This window comes from Rhizobium sp. KNZ14-9A (genome assembly GCF_056755015.1).
The window spans coordinates 3,780,795-3,797,500 of the sequence record NZ_JBPGXB010000002.1 but is presented as its reverse complement, the minus strand read 5'-3'; the positions used below and the strand labels follow the sequence as shown (position 1 = coordinate 3,797,500).

Genomic DNA, 16,706 nt, shown 5'->3' with positions numbered 1-16,706 from the left:
TTGGTGGATGCCTTGGCATGCACAGGCGATGAAGGACGTGTTACGCTGCGATAAGCCGTGGGGAGCTGCGAATAAGCTTTGATCCATGGATCTCCGAATGGGGAAACCCACCTTAAATGCTTGGAAAATCCAAACTGACTGCAAGGTCGGCTTGGGTTTCCAAGCATTGTTATAAGGTATCTTACTTTCGAATACATAGGGGTAAGAAGCGAACGCAGGGAACTGAAACATCTAAGTACCTGCAGGAAAGGACATCAACCGAGACTCCGCAAGTAGTGGCGAGCGAACGCGGACCAGGCCAGTGGCATTAGTGATTAAAGCGGAACGCTCTGGAAAGTGCGGCCGTAGCGGGTGACAGCCCCGTACGCGTAGATATCATTAATGTCCTAGAGTAGGGCGGGACACGTGAAATCCTGTCTGAACATGGGGAGACCACTCTCCAAGCCTAAGTACTCGTGCATGACCGATAGCGAACAAGTACCGTGAGGGAAAGGTGAAAAGCACCCCGACAAGGGGAGTGAAATAGTACCTGAAACCGGATGCCTACAAACAGTCGGAGGGGGCAACCCTGACGGCGTACCTTTTGTATAATGGGTCAACGACTTAGTGTAACAAGCAAGCTTAAGCCGGTAGGTGTAGGCGCAGCGAAAGCGAGTCTGAATAGGGCGATATAGTTTGTTGCATTAGACCCGAAACCGAGTGATCTAGCCATGAGCAGGTTGAAGGTTGGGTAACACCAACTGGAGGACCGAACCCGCATCTGTTGCAATAGATTGGGATGACTTGTGGCTAGGGGTGAAAGGCCAATCAAACTCGGAAATAGCTGGTTCTCCGCGAAATCTATTTAGGTAGAGCGTCTGGCGAATACTCCCGGGGGTAGAGCACTGGATGGGCTATGGGGACTCACCGTCTTACTGATCCTAACCAAACTCCGAATACCGGGAAGTACTACCAGGCAGACACACGGCGGGTGCTAACGTCCGTCGTGAAAAGGGCAACAACCCTAACCTCCAGCTAAGGTCCCCAAGTCATGGCTAAGTGGGAAAGGATGTGAGGATCCCAAAACAACCAGGATGTTGGCTTAGAAGCAGCCATCATTTAAAGAAAGCGTAACAGCTCACTGGTCTAAATAAGGGTCTTTGCGCCGAAAATGTAACGGGGCTAAAGCCATGCACCGAAGCTGAGGATTCCTCTTTGAGGAGTGGTAGCGGAGCGTTCCGTAAGCTGATGAAGGGAGACCCGTGAGGGCTCCTGGAGGTATCGGAAGTGCGAATGTTGACATGAGTAACGATAAAGAGGGTGAGAGACCCTCTCGCCGAAAGACCAAGGGTTCCTGCTTAAAGTTAATCTGAGCAGGGTTAGCCGGCCCCTAAGACGAGGCGGACACGCGTAGTCGATGGGAACCACGTTAATATTCGTGGGCCTGGTGGAAGTGACGGATCGCACAAGTTGTTCATTCTTATTGGATTGGATGGGCAGCGGAGCGGTTCCAGGAAATAGCTCCACCGTATAGACCGTACCCGAAACCGACACAGGTGGTCAGGTAGAGTATACCAAGGCGCTTGAGAGAACTATGTTGAAGGAACTCGGCAAATTGCACGCGTAACTTCGGAAGAAGCGTGACCCCATAGTAGGCAACTATTGTGGGGTGGCACAGACCAGGGGGTAGCGACTGTTTATCAAAAACACAGGGCTCTGCGAAGTCGCAAGACGACGTATAGGGTCTGACGCCTGCCCGGTGCTGGAAGGTTAAGAGGAGAGGTGCAAGCTTTGAATCGAAGCCCCAGTAAACGGCGGCCGTAACTATAACGGTCCTAAGGTAGCGAAATTCCTTGTCGGGTAAGTTCCGACCTGCACGAATGGCGTAACGACTTCCCCGCTGTCTCCAACATAGACTCAGTGAAATTGAATTCCCCGTGAAGATGCGGGGTTCCTGCGGTCAGACGGAAAGACCCCGTGCACCTTTACTATAGCTTTACACTGGCATTCGTGTCGGCATGTGTAGGATAGGTGGTAGGCTTTGAAGCAGGGACGCCAGTTTCTGTGGAGCCATCCTTGAAATACCACCCTTATCGTCATGGATGTCTAACCGCGGCCCGTTATCCGGGTCCGGGACAGTGTATGGTGGGTAGTTTGACTGGGGCGGTCGCCTCCGAAAGAGTAACGGAGGCGCGCGATGGTGGGCTCAGACCGGTCGGAAATCGGTCGTCGAGTGCAATGGCATAAGCCCGCCTGACTGCGAGACTGACAAGTCGAGCAGAGACGAAAGTCGGTCATAGTGATCCGGTGGTCCCGCGTGGAAGGGCCATCGCTCAACGGATAAAAGGTACGCCGGGGATAACAGGCTGATGACCCCCAAGAGTCCATATCGACGGGGTTGTTTGGCACCTCGATGTCGGCTCATCGCATCCTGGGGCTGGAGCAGGTCCCAAGGGTTTGGCTGTTCGCCAATTAAAGCGGTACGTGAGCTGGGTTCAGAACGTCGTGAGACAGTTCGGTCCCTATCTGCCGTGGGTGTAGGAATATTGACAGGATCTGTCCCTAGTACGAGAGGACCGGGATGGACATATCTCTGGTGGACCTGTTGTCCTGCCAAGGGCATAGCAGGGTAGCTATATATGGACGGGATAACCGCTGAAGGCATCTAAGCGGGAAACCCACCTGGAAACGAGTATTCCCTATCAGAGCCGTGGAAGACGACCACGTTGATAGGCCGGGTGTGGAAGTGCGGCAACGCATGAAGCTTACCGGTACTAATAGCTCGATTGGCTTGATCGTTCTCATTGACTATGCTCATCAGGCTTTGCCTGATGATGCTTGACCTTTTGTCCTCACGCGCCAATGGCGCTGCGGACGGCGCGCCGGACAACCGGCGACGCGCTTTGCGCTTGCGGCCTTCTGGCCGAAGGTGCCTCGCGAAAGGTTCAAAGACGTGTTCAAATAAAAAGGATGTGAAAACATCCACCAGCTTCTCAACACAAGTTGCGCTTCGCTGACCTGGTGGTCATGGCGGGGTGGCTGCACCCGTTCCCTTTCCGAACACGGCCGTGAAACGCCCCAGCGCCTATGGTACTTCGTCTTAAGACGCGGGAGAGTCGGTCGCTGCCAGGTCTGCAAAACGCAACTCGTGTAAATCTTCTCATTACGAAATTTACGGCCCAAAGCCGATCAAAGGGCCGCTCACAAAGCGGCCTTTTGTGTTTGGTGCCATATGATACGAGACAAATTGCTTCGCAATTTGCTCGGCACAGATCCGTAAATCGCAAAGCGATTTACGTAGCAGCGACAAATCCAAAACGGATTTGTCGCGGGACGGATAAACTGCTTTGCAGTTTACCTAGGTAACGCGGGGTGGAGCAGCCCGGTAGCTCGTCAGGCTCATAACCTGAAGGCCGCAGGTTCAAATCCTGCCCCCGCAACCAAATCCTTACTAAACCTCCCCCGAAATCTAACCGCACGCCGCTTATCGCTGCCGCAAAGACTTCGTCTTCGCTAGCGATGCTCGCTCCTCGTTCCCCAATACTCATCATAACCGCATGGGTGAGAAACCCGAACAGGGCAAAAAGCCTGCAAACGAAACCAATTAAACAAGCCCGCCGCAAAGCGGGCTTTTTTATTGGCGCGAGAAGCGGCTACGCCCATCGTCTTCAGCCACCGCAGCCCGCCACAATGCCAAAATTTATCTCATCCTCGCAAAAACCACAGCTAGCCGGAATAAATCGGCAGCTCCGTTGTCAACGTTCATGAAACCGCTCTGCAAAACAAGGAGCCCGCATGAACGTCTTTCCCCGAAAAAGTTCCCTTCCGCTAGCGGTATCCATCTTGGTGGTCCTGTCCGTTTCGGCGTTTGCGGACGATCCAGCATCGCATGAACACACCACCTCCGCGGTTACTGACGAGACGCCGTTCCTGAAGGAAAACGATGCAGCCATGGCGAAGATGATGAGCGACATGGCGGTCAAGCCGACAGGCGACGTTAGCAGGGATTTTGTCGAGATGATGATCCCTCATCATCAAGGCGCGATCGATATGGCACAGGCCTATCTGCGCTATGGCAGCAATGAGCAACTCAAACGCATTGCCCAGGAAATCATCGTCGATCAACAGCAGGAAATCGCCGCGATGCGGCTGGCTCTCGGCGATCCTCTTCCGCCTTCGGAGCCGGCACCGACACAAGTTTCCCCGCAAAACTCCCTCTCTTCCGGCGCCGGCATGTCGATGATGCCGGCCATGGATCCGAACATGAAAATGGGCAATTGAAAGGACCCCGTCATGAAGTCTAGCCTTCTCGCCCTCAGCCTGCTTGCCGGCACGATGCTGGCGCCCTTAACAAGTTTCGCCGGCCAGGCGCCGGGTGCGGCCTCTGATCCTGACATCCCGATCAGTAGCAAGGATCGCGTCTACGCGGCCGAACAATTCTCCAACACGGTTTCGGTCACCGATCCATCCACTAACAAATTGCTCGGCGTCATCCGTCTCGGCGATCCGCAACCGGGCAATCTCAGCCCGCTCTATCGCGGGCAGGTCCTGGTCCACGGCATGGGCTATTCGCCCGACCACCAGACATTGGCTGTCGTTTCGATCGGCTCGAATTCGGTGACGTTCATCGACACAGCAACCAATGCCGTAAAGCACACCACATATGTGGGCCGTTCGCCGCACGAGGCATTCTTTACGCCTGATGGTAACGAAGTCTGGGTCACCGTTCGCGGAGAGGATTATATCTCCGTCATCGATGCGCATACCTATGAGGAGAAGCTGCAGATCAAGGTGCCGGCCGGCCCAGGCATGCAGATCTTCTCGCCGGATGGCAAATACGGCTATATATGCTCCTCGTTCAATCCCGAGACCGTTGTCGTTTCCGTCGCCGATCACCAGATCGTCGGCCACATCAAGCAGGAAAGCCCCTTCTGCCCCAACATTGCCGCGGCGCCTGATGGCAAGCAGGTCTGGTTTACGCTGAAGGATATCGGGAAGACGCAGGTCTTCGACGCTGAAGCCCCCTTTGATCTCATCAGGACGATCGATACCGGGCCAATCACCAATCACGTCAACATCGTTCACAACGCCAACGGCGAATTTGCCTATATCTCCGTTGGTGGCCTTAACGAGGTGAAGGTCTATCGCACGGATAATTTCGAACAGGTCGCGACAATTCCCGTCGGCAATCTTCCGCACGGCGTCTGGCCATCAGGCGATGGCACGCGCGTTTATGTGGGTCTCGAAAACGCCGATGCGCTGGCAGCGATCGATACACTGATAAACAAGGTGATCGCTACGATACCGATCGGCCAGGCACCGCAGGCCGTCAACTATGTCCCCGATGCAGTCCCAGAGGGCGACGGCACGCAGAACCTCCAACCGCTCGGCGTCGCTGGCCAGGTGGCGCATCTTGTCCTGCGCGCGCCGAAGGCGAAGCAGGATGGCGTTGCACCGACGAGTGTCTCCCTTTTCGATCAGGGTTTGTCACAGGTGCTGCAGGCTTCCGTGACGGGGCTGGAGCCCAAGAAGCCTTACATTCTTGCACTCTCCATGCGAGCTGACGGGACTGGCGATCTCCAGCCTCTGGCGTCATTCATGACAAACCCGGCTGGTTCGGCGATCGTCAATACCGTCGGCCCCATAAGGCAGATCGTCCAGACCAGAGAGAAGGCCGAGCGCCGCTATCTCGTCATTACCGCGGCGGGAGATAAAGGGTCCGGCGAAGTCGTCCAGATCGAAGCGAAGTAAATCTCTTCCGCCCGCCGCCTGTGATAGGGTGGCGGGCGAGCTCCTGAAGGTAAGCCTCATGAGTGACATTCTGCAGCTTGTCGAGCCGATGATCCCGGCACTCCGCCGCTACGCTCGTGGATTGTTGAAAGATGCAACGGCGGCCGACGATCTCGTTCAGGATTGCCTGGAGCGGGTTATTGCCCATTGGCATCATCGCCGAAACGACGATCCGCGCACCTGGATTTTCGCTATCCTTCACAATCTCGCGGTCAACCGGTTGAAACAGACCGCACGCCGTGGCGAACATCTGCCCTTTGAGAAGGTGGATGAAAGTGCCTTTGCCCGGCAACCGACACAGGAAGACAATCTGATGCGTCGCGATATCATTCAGGCGCTGGAGAAACTTCCGGAGGAGCAGCGCAGCGTCCTGCTGCTGGTATCGGTCGAGGATCTGTCCTATTCGCAGACAGCGGAAGTCCTGGCTATCCCGATCGGCACCGTCATGTCGCGCCTGTCGCGGGCGCGTGAGCGGCTACGGCAGATATTGGAGAACTCGGGGCAGACAACACAGGGGCCAGCCGCCCATCTTCGGAGAGTAAAATGAGCGTAAAACCGATCACCGAGGATGATCTTCATGGTTTTGTGGACGGTGCGCTGGATGAGGCGCGTGAAGCCGAGGTTTCCGTCTATCTTGAAACCCATCCCGAAATCGCCGCGCGAATCGACAGCTATGGCAGGCAGCGGCTCGATTTGCGGGCTGCGCTCAACTCTGTCGCGGAAGAACCAATCCCGAGCCGACTGAACCTGAGCCACCTGCTGGAGGTGCCCAAGCAAGGCCGGCTGCCCTTCTGGCGTATCGCGGCCGCTGCAGTCGTTCTTCTCGTCGCCGGCGGTTCCGGTGGCTGGATGCTGCATGGTATGTACCGGCAGCCAAACGAGGGCATGGTAGCGCTGGCTGATGAAGCTGCCAACAGCTTCGCCACTTACGCGCCCGACAAGGTGAGGCCGGTCGAGCTCCGTGCCGACAATATGGCCGAACTCGTCGACTGGGCAACGGAGCGCATGGGCCGCAAGCCGGTGCTGCCGGATCTTTCCAAGTCGGGCTATCGTCTGATGGGCGGCAGGATGATCTCGACGTCGCATGGCGCCGGATTGATGCTGATGTATGATGATGATCGGGGAACGCGTCTCGTCATGCTGACGCGGCCAATGCTCGCCGATCAGAACAAACCCATGGCGCCGCATGCGCAGGGCAATGTTGAGGGCTGGAGCTGGGCGTCCGGCGGCATGGGGTACAGCCTCGTCGGTGCCCTGTCAGCCGATACCTTGCATCCTCTCGCCGATGATATCAGGCACCAGACCGAAACCGGGGCCTGAGTTCCGTCAAACCTAGAGCAGGTCGCGCGAAATTGTGCAGCGGTTTTGCGGTAATCACATGGGAAAACAAAGACTTTAGTGCATGCGCGGGCGGCGTTTCTCGCCGCCGCGCTTTCCCGGCAATCCCATCATGCCTTCAGGAATCTGTTCGTCGGCTGCCAATGCCGCATTGTGCTGGCGTAGACGCTCGAGCGCCACGGAAGCAAGCTCGGTATAGGGAATGGCGGCCGGATCGTCGGTATGGATATCCTGGATCGCCGCGAGGACTGTCTCGGCTTGGGTGAGACGGCGTGTTGCGATGAGGGCCACACCTTCCTTGTAGCGGGCCTGCACCACATGGGGCGCCTGCTCGCCGATGCGATGGAAAGTTACGGCTGCATCCTCATAGAGTTTCAGCGCCAGTTGCGTATCTCCAAGGCGAAGTGCAATCGGCAGCGGCTCGGCGGTGCGCTCCAGCAGCGACTGATAGGCGGCAAGGGCTTCGGTCAGCTTTCCCCGATCGAAGAGCAGGTTGGCAAGGCCAAATTCGGCACCGACATGGCCCGGCGAGGATTGCAGAACCTGGGTGAAGACGATCTCGGCTTTTCCCTTCTCACCCTTTCGATACATTTCGAGTGCTTGTTCGTAGACATATTTGACGCTGCGTGGATGCAGAACACCGCCGAGATTGCGTCCGTCGCGGGTCCTGAAGAGCGTATAGCTGATCCGCCGCTCGTCAGCGCAGAAGACATATTTGTAAGATTCGTTTCCACGCAGGAAATCATAAAACCGGAAGCCGTCTTCGATCGCCCGGCGGATGCAGTATCCATGCAGAACCAGACCGGGAGACGGAGTTTTCCAGTTCTCGTCACGACCGGTGATATAGAAAAGGATCGTCTTTTTTGGGTGGTCGATGATATTGGCGAGGGCGCCGAGCGGCTGCTCGCCGAACCAGAAGACCGGGACGTCGAGCGTGCCGCTCTTGAAGCAGTCCATCAGCATTTCACGCGTTGAATTGATGAGCCGCTCCGTCCGCTCCGGTCCTTTGCGCTCCGTCCATCGCGTGCGCCAGAAATCGAAAAGAATAGTGAGGTCGCGGTCAATGGTCTCGGGCGTTGCCATCGTGATTCGGTAGCCTTCGTCGCCATCGAGCTTGCGCAGGAAGCGGCGCAGCTTCTGGCGCGTCTGACTGCTCAAAGTCTGCTCCAGATAGTCGTCCCAGCTTGCCGGCAACGAGACGACCGGGCAGATCGTATTATCGATATTATCATGGCTGGTGGGCACGTTGTCACGGAACATGACAAGCGGCCCCTGCAGCGCCAGGATCATCTTCTCCCGCCGTTCCGGCGGCCCGCTGAAATGCTCCAGCCTGAGATGCGTCCAGTTCTGCTGTTTGAGATAAGCAGCAAAACCGGCGATGGCTTTTTGCTCGTAACCCGGCATGACGATGAGGCCGGTATAGTCAGCCGAATAATTCCCGCCCATGACGATTTCATCGTAGAAAAGCCCGCACTGCTCATCAAGTTTCGTGAGCAATCTCAGCGGCAAAAAGGCGACATAGGGAGCATTCGGCTCCCGCTCGCGCAGCGCCAGCACGAACCATCGGCCGCGGTGCCCAAGAAAGTCTCTGAGCCATGTCCAGGAGAGGAAATGTTGGGCGTCTGGATCATCCCGATAGACCTGATCCCAATTGTCGCGAACGGCGTCAAAACCGGCGATGGTATCAATGACATCGATGCGCATGCCCCCCTCCCAATACTCCATACCTAATTCGGGAAATTCCAGTCTAATGGGAAACATCGATCTTCAAATAAACCGTCCGGGTGATTCCTTGAGACGAAATCGGATTAGCCCAACGCAGCCATTCTCGGCCTGCAATACTAGAGCGCGACAATCCGTGGACTTGCATGGATGAAAGCCCAGAGCGCCTTGCTGATATTGACGATCTCGCCAATCGATTTTTCCAGAAGCTCCAATTCCCGGTCATCCATCTGTTCGATCTTTCCGTAGCGAATTTCCTTGTCGTCCTCGACCAGGCGCATGAGTTGCGTGCTGGAGATTTCACCCTTCTCGTCGAAGGAATAGATGCAGTGATTGTATTTGTTGCGCATCTTCGATTCCTTCTTCAGGCGCGACATGGCTGAAAGAACGGCTTTGCGGTCCGCAGCCGGCGTCGAAGGAAGCTTCGCGAGACGCTCGACGAGATCTATGCGCGCGCGTGTCGTATTAAGCGTCAGGAAGACAACGATCGCCGCCTCCTTCTCCACCTTGAGAAGATGGGCGATAATATAGATCAGCAGGCTTTCTGTATTCGTCCAGACATAGTTTAACCGGCCAACATTCAACAAGACATCTGACATGGCCGGCATGCTGAACTCCCTCGGCTCAACGCTGATAATACATGGACTATATCAGATCATTTCGTTGAACGCTTCGGCCATTTCTGCGCTTAGCGCTCCTTGAAGGCGCGTGACATGCTGTCGGCGATCGGTTTGCTCAGATATTCGAAGAAGGTGCGCTCCGAACTCTGGATCAGCACTTCAGCAGGCATGCCGGGAACTGGATGGAAGTTGTGAACGCGGGCAATTTCCGAGTCCGGGATCTGTACGCGCACGATGTACACATCCTTCACGGACAGGCCGGCATTTTCCTCAATGGAGTCGGCCGAAACATAGAAGACCTTGCCTTCCAGAACCGGCGTGGTGCGCCTGTTGAGGGCGGTCAGGCGGATTGCCGCCGTCTGCCCTTCGTGAAGCTGATCGATGGAGGTACGCAATACCTGCGCCTCCAGGATCAGCGGCACGTGGGCCGGCAGGATTTCCATGATCGGTTTTCCGGTGGTGATGACGCCGCCGGCGGTGTGGTAGTAGGAGCGCACAACGGTACCAGTCACCGGCGAACGGATGACCGTACGCTCCAGAACGCCAGCAGCTTCGTGCAGCTGTTGACGCACGCTGTCGAGGTCGGATTCGGCGGTCTCCAGCGCATCAAGCGCTGCCTGCTTGTTGGAGTTGACGGCGATGACCGCTTCCTGACGGAATTTTGCGATTTCCGCCTCGCTCTCGTTGAGTTCTCCGTTCAGGCGCGAAATATCGCCCATCGCATCGGCAATGGCGCGCTCGATGGCCAGAAGGTCGGTCTTGCGCATATAGCCGACCTTGACGAGCCGTTCCTTGGAGTCCCGCTCATCCGAGAGCAGCGCCAGTTGCCGTTCGAAGGACTCGCGCTGGCCTTTGTAGCCTTCGAAGCGGTATTCCAGCGACTTGATGTTCTTCTCGATAAGGTTGAGCTGCTCCTCGAGTTTGACCTGCTTGCTGCGGAAGACGATGTTCTGGCTCTGGATGATGGCGTTGATATCGGGGTCACTCGCCTCTGCCATGACGATGTCAGGAAGCTTGAACTCACGCGATCCCTGTGCTTCGGCCCTCAGACGTCCAACGACTGCTTCCAGACGCAGCCGCCTCAGCGTCAGCATCCGCTCGTTGGTCAACGCGGCTGTTTGGTCGAGCGTCACCAGGACGTCGCCCTCCTTGACGCTTTCGCCTTCGCTGACGAGCATTTCCTTGATGATGCCGCCTTCAAGGTGCTGGACGACCTTGTTGTTGCCGGTTGCCACGAAGCTGCCCTGGGCGATGATGGCGGAGGCAAGTGGCGCGGTTGCCCCCCAGTATCCGAAACCGCCGAACGAGCAGAAGAGGACCGCCAGGCCGACAAAGCTGTGCAAACGGATGGAGCGTGGCACGTCGCCATACCATTCGAGCTGCACCGGGCCGCTGGATTCCTGCTTTTTCTTTCCCATGGCCTTCATCCTTCGATACGCGGTGACTGTTGGCCAGTTCGGCCATTGCCCTTGGATATTGCCTGCAGGACTTCCATTCGCTCGCCGAACATGGCGACCGTGCCGTCCTTGAGCACCATGATCTTGTCTACGCACTGCAGAAGTGCCGGGCGTTGCGTGATCGTAACTGTCGTGATGCCCTGTTTCTTGGCGTGGATCAGTGCTTTTGCGAGCGCGGCTTCGCCCTGGGTGTCGAGATTGGAATTGGGCTCGTCGAGCACGACGAATTTGGGATTGCCGAAGAAGGCGCGCGCCAGTGCGATGCGCTGCTTCTGGCCACCCGAAAGCGGCGCGCCATCGGACGCGACGACGGTCTCATAACCCTGTGGGAAACTGGCGATCAGCTCATGCACGTCGGCAAGGACGGCGGCCTCATAGATCTGCCGGTCTTCGACGTCATCGCGCATGCGGCAGATATTGGCCTTGATGGTGCCCGGGAAGAGCTGCACATCCTGCGGCAGATAGCCGATGCTTTCGCCGAACTGCCGCTGGTCCCAATTGCGCAGATCCATGAGGTCGAGGCGCACATTGCCGGAGGTCGGCAGGATCGAGCCCACCAGCATCTTGCCGAGCGTCGTCTTGCCGGAACCGGAATTGCCGATGATCCCCAGCGATTCACCCTTCCTCAACGAGAAGGAGATGCCGTTCAGGATCACCTTCTTCTGCGGCGGCGGAACGAAGAGGATCCGCTCCACATCGAGCCTGCCTTCCGGATTGGGAAGGCGCAGCCGCGGAAAGTTGAGCGGCGAGGTCAGCAGCAGGTTTTTGATGCGGCCATAGGCTGCGGCCGATCGGTTGAACTGATGCCAGCCTTCGATTGCTCCTTCAATCGGCGCCAGCGCACGGCCAGAAATGATTGAGGCTGCGATGACCATGCCGCCCGTCAGCTCTCCTGACAGCGACAGATGCGCGCCCCAGCCGAGAAGCCCGACCTGCGTGATCATGCGGCAGGCCTTGGAAATGCCGGTGAAGATGATGTTGCGGTCCTGCGCCTGGACGTGGGATTTCAGCGAGCCGGCGGTTTCGCGGCCCCACATCTTCACTGCTTCGGGGATCATCGCGAGCGCGTTGATGATCTGCGAATTCCGCGACATGGAATCGAGATGGAAATTCGCGCGGCTGAGATAGCTGTTGGATTCGGCGAACTGTTTGGCCGTGAACTTCTGGTTCAGGAAAGCGATCACAAACAGCACCGCGCAGCAGACCATGATGATGATGCCGAGATGCGGATGCACCAGGTAGACGACGATCACGAAGAGCGGCATCAGCGGCGCGTCGAGGAAAGCAATCAGCGTTCCTGAAGTCAAAAAGCTGCGGAGAGATTGAAGGTCCTGCAGGATCTGGTAATCCTTGCCGCTTCCATGCAGCGAGGCGCGAGCGGCGGCACTGAGGATCGGCGCGCCCAGCTGGACTTCCAGTTCCACGGCAGTCCGCATCAGGATGAAGCGCCGGACAGAATCCAGGAAGGCCTGTAAGAGGACGGCGCCCACCACCACGATGGAAAGCATCACCAACGTGTCGATGGAGCGACTGGTCAGGACACGGTCGGAAATCTGGAAGAGGTAGAGCGGGATCGCCAGCAGGAGTACGTTGATCGCGATCGTGAAGACCATCACGATCGCGAGATTGCGCCTGATAACCGCGATGCCTCGCGCAAGGCTCAAAGCGAAATTCACCGGCTCGCTGCGCTTGTGGAAGCCGCTGTTTCCGCCGCCGCCCCCGCCGCCCCCGCCGCCGAAATCCGGTTCCTTGCCGCCCCCGCCGCCGTCGCCTGTGCGCAGGCGGCGCTCATTTTCCTTCACCGGACCGGTGTCGCCATCGATCGTCTTGGCAAAGGGAATATCCGGCTTGGCCTTGAGCTCGTCGGTTTCACCGGGCATCCGCCGGGCCTCGATGACGGGCGCCGCCATCAGTTCTTCAGCCGGCTGCGGCTTTGTTTCCGGCTCCACGACATTGACGACGGGTATGTCATGGCCGGAAAGCTGCCTTGTAGGTTGTTCGGTCGGCATCACGGTTTGCACGTCATCCACCTTCTCTTCAGCGACAGCCTCGACTTCATGGGGATAGGAAGACACTTTGCGCGTCAGCTGGCGAAGATGGTCCACCGCATCGTCGATCGCCGAAACGCAGGTCTCCGTCAGAAAATCCTGAGGATTTGCCGCCGTAGAGGACGGCTTTTCGCCACGCAGATCAAGCGCGCTGCTATTTGCAAAAATCTGTTTTGAAATCTGATTCATCGCGGTCTCTCCCAAGATACGCAGGTCACGCGACCACGGCTTGCATTACATCTGAGGGGTGAGCGGAGGACCATGAAAGATCATGCCCGCCGTTGATGATGCCGTCGCCGCTGTCCGCGCCTTGGGGGGCATCGTCATCGAGAAAGGCGATGACTTCATTGGCAAGCTTTTCGCCCGCCGTCTCGGGCTGGGTGGTGTCGTGTTCTATGATACCACCCTGGATGAGAATGGCGTCGGAATAGAGCTGACCGGCAACATAGGTGGTGTTGCCGAAGCTGTCGTAGTCGACGATTTCAGCGATATTGGCGACGGTATTGCTGCCTGTATCGATCGTGATCACGGCGTCCTGGTTGTTCTTCAGAAGCTCGGCTGCAGCCTGGGTCACGTCGTCGGAATCTCCGAGCACCGCGACCTGCTTGATGATCGTCATGTCGTAGAGATTGCCTGTGATGTAGAGAACATTCACGCCGACATAGCCCTGGAAATTGGAATCGGTGGACAAGCCCTCGGGCATTGTCGGATCGCGCTCCTGGATCCCCTTCTCTGCCTCGTGCATATAGTCGGGCATGGTCTCGAAGCGGTCGTTGGTTCCAACATTGTGGATCGCCGCAAGATTCCAGATGAGATTGTTGCCGGACTGGATGGTGGCACCGCCGTCTACACCGTCTTCGGCGCGCGCCCAGTCGTTGTCGTAGAGAAGCGAAATCTGCGTGATGCTGTTGATATCGTAGACATTTCCGCCGACGATCACCAGATCGTACTGCAGGCCCATTTGGAAGAAGGACGAGAAATTCAGCGTCGTATTTCCGCCCGTCAGAACCGTCGCTTCCGACCCACTCGTCGTGACGGTCATGGTGTCGTTGTCGGTCACGAAATGATACTGTTCGATCCAGCTCACGAAGGAGACGTCGCCCTCGATGACGCTGACACGCCAGGCCATCGGAAAGATGGGGTCGCCATGTACATCCACCGTTGTCTGCGGCTGTGTTGACTGGAACGTGTCCCGTTCGAAGCTTGCAATATTGTAGGCGGTGACGCCGGTTGCATCGGCTGAGGAATGGAAGACCGAGGCGATGCTGTCATTGTCGCTGTAGACATAGACCTGGGTGATCGCATCGACCTGGTGATAGTCGCCCATGACAGCCGTCACGGAAGAGATCACTGCGGTATTGACGACGGAGGCAATGTTGGCGACGAGGTTTGCGCCCGCAGTGACCTCCAGGCTGTTTCCAGCGGGGTCATGCTGTTCGACGGATGTCTGGGTTTCGTCCGGTTCCTCAGGCAGTTTGGCGAGCCCCCGGTCCGGCAGCAGGTCGTCGAGCGCCGGAATTCCGGAAACGTGCTTGCCGTTCATATAAGGTCCGGTGATCTCGTCACCCGCCAGCACGAAATCATGTGCCTGATCGTTTGGATTGTCTGCCGGCGGCTCGCCCGTTCCGATCGATGTCTGGCCGGAATCCCTTACTCCCTGGATGTAGGTTTCCATATCCCCGGCGATCTGCTTGACCCCCTCCAGGGTGTCGGTCCGATGCAGGTCGGAAAAGGGAGAGAAAATCTCGGCCTTGGCGCTGAATTCAGCCAGTTTCTCAACGACGAAACTCGTATCGCGCGGGGCATGATTGCCACCAGTCATATCGAGATAATCGTCGTCGTAGAGAATGTTGACCTGTGTGGTGAAGCGGATCACCGAGCCGGGGCCGTCGAAAACCTGCAGCTCTTCTTCGGTTTCGATATCGATGTCCTGTGGGCTGCCGAACCGGGGCAGCGACGACACATCGCGGTGGGCAATCTCGGAGAGCTTTTCGATGCTTTCCTCAAAGGGGCGGCCGAAGCGGCGTGCGCCCCCATAAGCGATCTCATAGCTGACGCTTCTGTAGTTGACATCAGGATCGTAGTCCTGGAGCGCGAGATCGGAGGCGAAGGTGGGCGTATTGGCGACCAGATCGTCAAGCGCCGGATTATTTTCGGCAGGGCCTGTACCCTCCGTCAGCCCCGCACGCAGCCTCATCTCATCGGTCGTCGTTTCGAATATGCCGATGAAATGGGCGATGATTTCTGAGAATTTCTCGATTTGCATTGCCTTGGCCTCCCTTATCGAAGAGACGACCGGCCATGCGACATCCTTCTGAGGGAGCCGCGCTGTTCGTCAATTCGCACGCAAGCATTCAAACTGCACCGGCCGAAGCCGGTGCAGCCCTTTCTTGTCTTGGAGGTTAGTGCCCACTTGTATCTTCGCCGACATCGGAAGCATGTGAGTTGCCGCCGATGACACTGGAGTCCACAGCGTTGCTGAGCATGTTCGCGCCCTGAACGAGCTCCATATGGAAGCCCGAATTGGCAAGAATTGCCGAAGCATCTGCCGTCGAAGTGCCTGTGACGTCGTCACCTGCCTTGAGATCCCAGCCCTTGCTGTCCATATCCATGCCGTCAGCACCGTGCGCTGTGCCGGCATTCGCACTCAGGTGGTTCTGAGCGCCGCCGTTCTCCATCGTGATGTTCCAGGCCTGATCCTGGTCTGCGAGATGGTTTGCCTGGACAGTGCTGAAGACTGAGTCGGCGCCTTCGCCGGACAGTGAACCGTTGAGGATATTGTCGATATTGAGGGTGAAGGAGAAGTCATCCCCGATGTCGAAGGTGAGGTCGTGGCCGGCTACGCCGAGGTTCCCGAAGTCCTTGACATCATCAATGACGGCGAAGTCCGTGTCCGTCTTGTTGAAGCTGTCGCTGGTATTGTGGCTATTGGTGGTCGTCTTGGTATCGGTATCCGTAATCGTCTTGATGTCGGTGTCGATATCCGTGTCCGTCTTGGTGGTCGTGTCGTTATCGGTGATCGTCTTGATGTCAACGTCGTCGTCGCTGTACGACTTGGCGTCATAGCTCCAGTCGTAGTCCGACTTCGTGGTGGTCGTCGTGTCGTTATCGTTGATGGTGGTCGTCTTGGTGTTCGTGTCGTCGTCCGACTTGTAGCTCCAGTCGTAGTCGTTGTCGCGGTTGTCGCCGTTGTCGGTCTTCACATCGAGATCTACATTGGCCTTGACGTCAACGTCGGTGCTGTTGTCGGTGTTGTTGCGATTGTCACCATTGGCGATGCCGCCGACGTAACCTGTGGAATCATCATCGATTTCGGTTGAATTGATAGCGCTGGAAAGGCCATCGGCCAGGGCGCCCACCTTGACGGTGTCGTCGTCTGAGCCCTGCGGACCGGGCTTCGGATCATAAGGCATTACGTTTCCTCCAGAAAAAAACTGGAGCAGCTTTCGAAGTCCCTCTCATCTCAAATGGGATCTTTGCTCGCGCTTGCTCCAATGCGTTAACATCGGCAGATGGACTCGATACCTTTTCACCTGCAGCTTCATCGCGATTTGTTGGCCAAATTCTGTATTGGGATTGTGCCTATTCAGTACAAAGACGCACAAATCCGGTCCCGGACTCGATATGAGCGCGAGCAAGGCAGTCGAACTTCTTTTTGAGTTCCCTCGAAAGAAGACCAAGTATCAAAAACACATGCTGATACTTGATTTTCACGTCGCCACTTTGGCAACCGTTGCAGATTGATGGAAAAA

General features: G+C 56.9%; 10 protein-coding genes, 1 tRNA gene and 2 rRNA genes (1 of these 13 only partly in view). 7 read left to right on the top strand and 6 right to left on the bottom strand.

Translation table 11 applies throughout. The annotated features are described in order from the left end of the window. The 7 genes from ACR9ZQ_RS25660 to ACR9ZQ_RS25630 all read left to right on the top strand — a co-directional run. Positions 1-2,778: ribosomal RNA gene (locus ACR9ZQ_RS25660) — 23S ribosomal RNA — on the top strand (it extends 21 nt beyond the left edge of the window). Between the two features lie 218 nt (positions 2,779-2,996). Further along, positions 2,997-3,111: ribosomal RNA gene (gene rrf / locus ACR9ZQ_RS25655) — 5S ribosomal RNA — on the top strand. 234 nt (positions 3,112-3,345) lie between these two features. Further along, a tRNA-Met gene (locus ACR9ZQ_RS25650) sits at positions 3,346-3,422 on the top strand. Between the two features lie 352 nt (positions 3,423-3,774). Continuing rightward, complete coding sequence (locus tag ACR9ZQ_RS25645; RefSeq protein WP_310380005.1) at positions 3,775-4,260, top strand: DUF305 domain-containing protein; 486 nt, start codon at positions 3,775-3,777, stop codon at positions 4,258-4,260. A 12-nt stretch (positions 4,261-4,272) separates the two neighbouring features. Then, positions 4,273-5,730 carry a YncE family protein gene (locus ACR9ZQ_RS25640; protein ID WP_481429010.1) on the top strand — a complete coding sequence of 486 codons (1,458 nt, stop codon included), beginning with the start codon at positions 4,273-4,275 and terminating at the stop codon, positions 5,728-5,730. Positions 5,731-5,788: 58 nt separating this feature from the next. Beyond that, entirely contained in the window at positions 5,789-6,316 is a 528-nt protein-coding gene (locus ACR9ZQ_RS25635) for an RNA polymerase sigma factor (RefSeq protein ID WP_310380001.1), read from the top strand. Then, positions 6,313-7,089 (top strand): anti-sigma factor family protein, encoded by a 777-nt coding sequence (locus ACR9ZQ_RS25630; protein ID WP_481429009.1) that lies wholly within the window; start codon positions 6,313-6,315, stop codon positions 7,087-7,089. The genes ACR9ZQ_RS25635 and ACR9ZQ_RS25630 overlap by 4 nt, the downstream gene beginning before the upstream one ends. Positions 7,090-7,164: 75 nt before the next feature. On the opposite strand, the gene ACR9ZQ_RS25625 is transcribed toward ACR9ZQ_RS25630, so the two are convergent. The 6 genes from ACR9ZQ_RS25625 to ACR9ZQ_RS25600 all read right to left on the bottom strand — a co-directional run bounded on the left by ACR9ZQ_RS25625 (position 7,165) and on the right by ACR9ZQ_RS25600 (position 16,367). Next, positions 7,165-8,811: a GNAT family N-acetyltransferase gene (locus ACR9ZQ_RS25625; RefSeq protein ID WP_310379997.1), complete on the bottom strand. Its 1,647-nt coding sequence runs from the start codon at positions 8,809-8,811 to the stop codon at positions 7,165-7,167. Between the two features lie 137 nt (positions 8,812-8,948). Then, positions 8,949-9,437, bottom strand: a complete 489-nt coding sequence (locus tag ACR9ZQ_RS25620) for a hypothetical protein (RefSeq protein ID WP_037100325.1) — start codon at positions 9,435-9,437, stop codon at positions 8,949-8,951. Positions 9,438-9,517: 80 nt separating this feature from the next. Beyond that, complete coding sequence (locus ACR9ZQ_RS25615) at positions 9,518-10,867, bottom strand: HlyD family type I secretion periplasmic adaptor subunit (protein ID WP_310379994.1); 1,350 nt, start codon at positions 10,865-10,867, stop codon at positions 9,518-9,520. 5 nt (positions 10,868-10,872) lie between these two features. Next, on the bottom strand, positions 10,873-13,143 hold the full coding sequence (locus ACR9ZQ_RS25610) for a type I secretion system permease/ATPase (protein ID WP_481429008.1): 2,271 nt from the start codon (positions 13,141-13,143) through the stop codon (positions 10,873-10,875). Positions 13,144-13,168: 25 nt separating this feature from the next. Next, positions 13,169-15,220 (bottom strand): hypothetical protein, encoded by a 2,052-nt coding sequence (locus ACR9ZQ_RS25605; protein ID WP_113320449.1) that lies wholly within the window; start codon positions 15,218-15,220, stop codon positions 13,169-13,171. Positions 15,221-15,356: 136 nt separating this feature from the next. Beyond that, the gene (locus tag ACR9ZQ_RS25600) at positions 15,357-16,367 is read right to left on the bottom strand and encodes a fibrinogen-binding protein (RefSeq protein ID WP_113320450.1); all 1,011 of its coding nucleotides are present in this window, start codon (positions 16,365-16,367) and stop codon (positions 15,357-15,359) included. Positions 16,368-16,706: the final 339 nt, after the last annotated feature.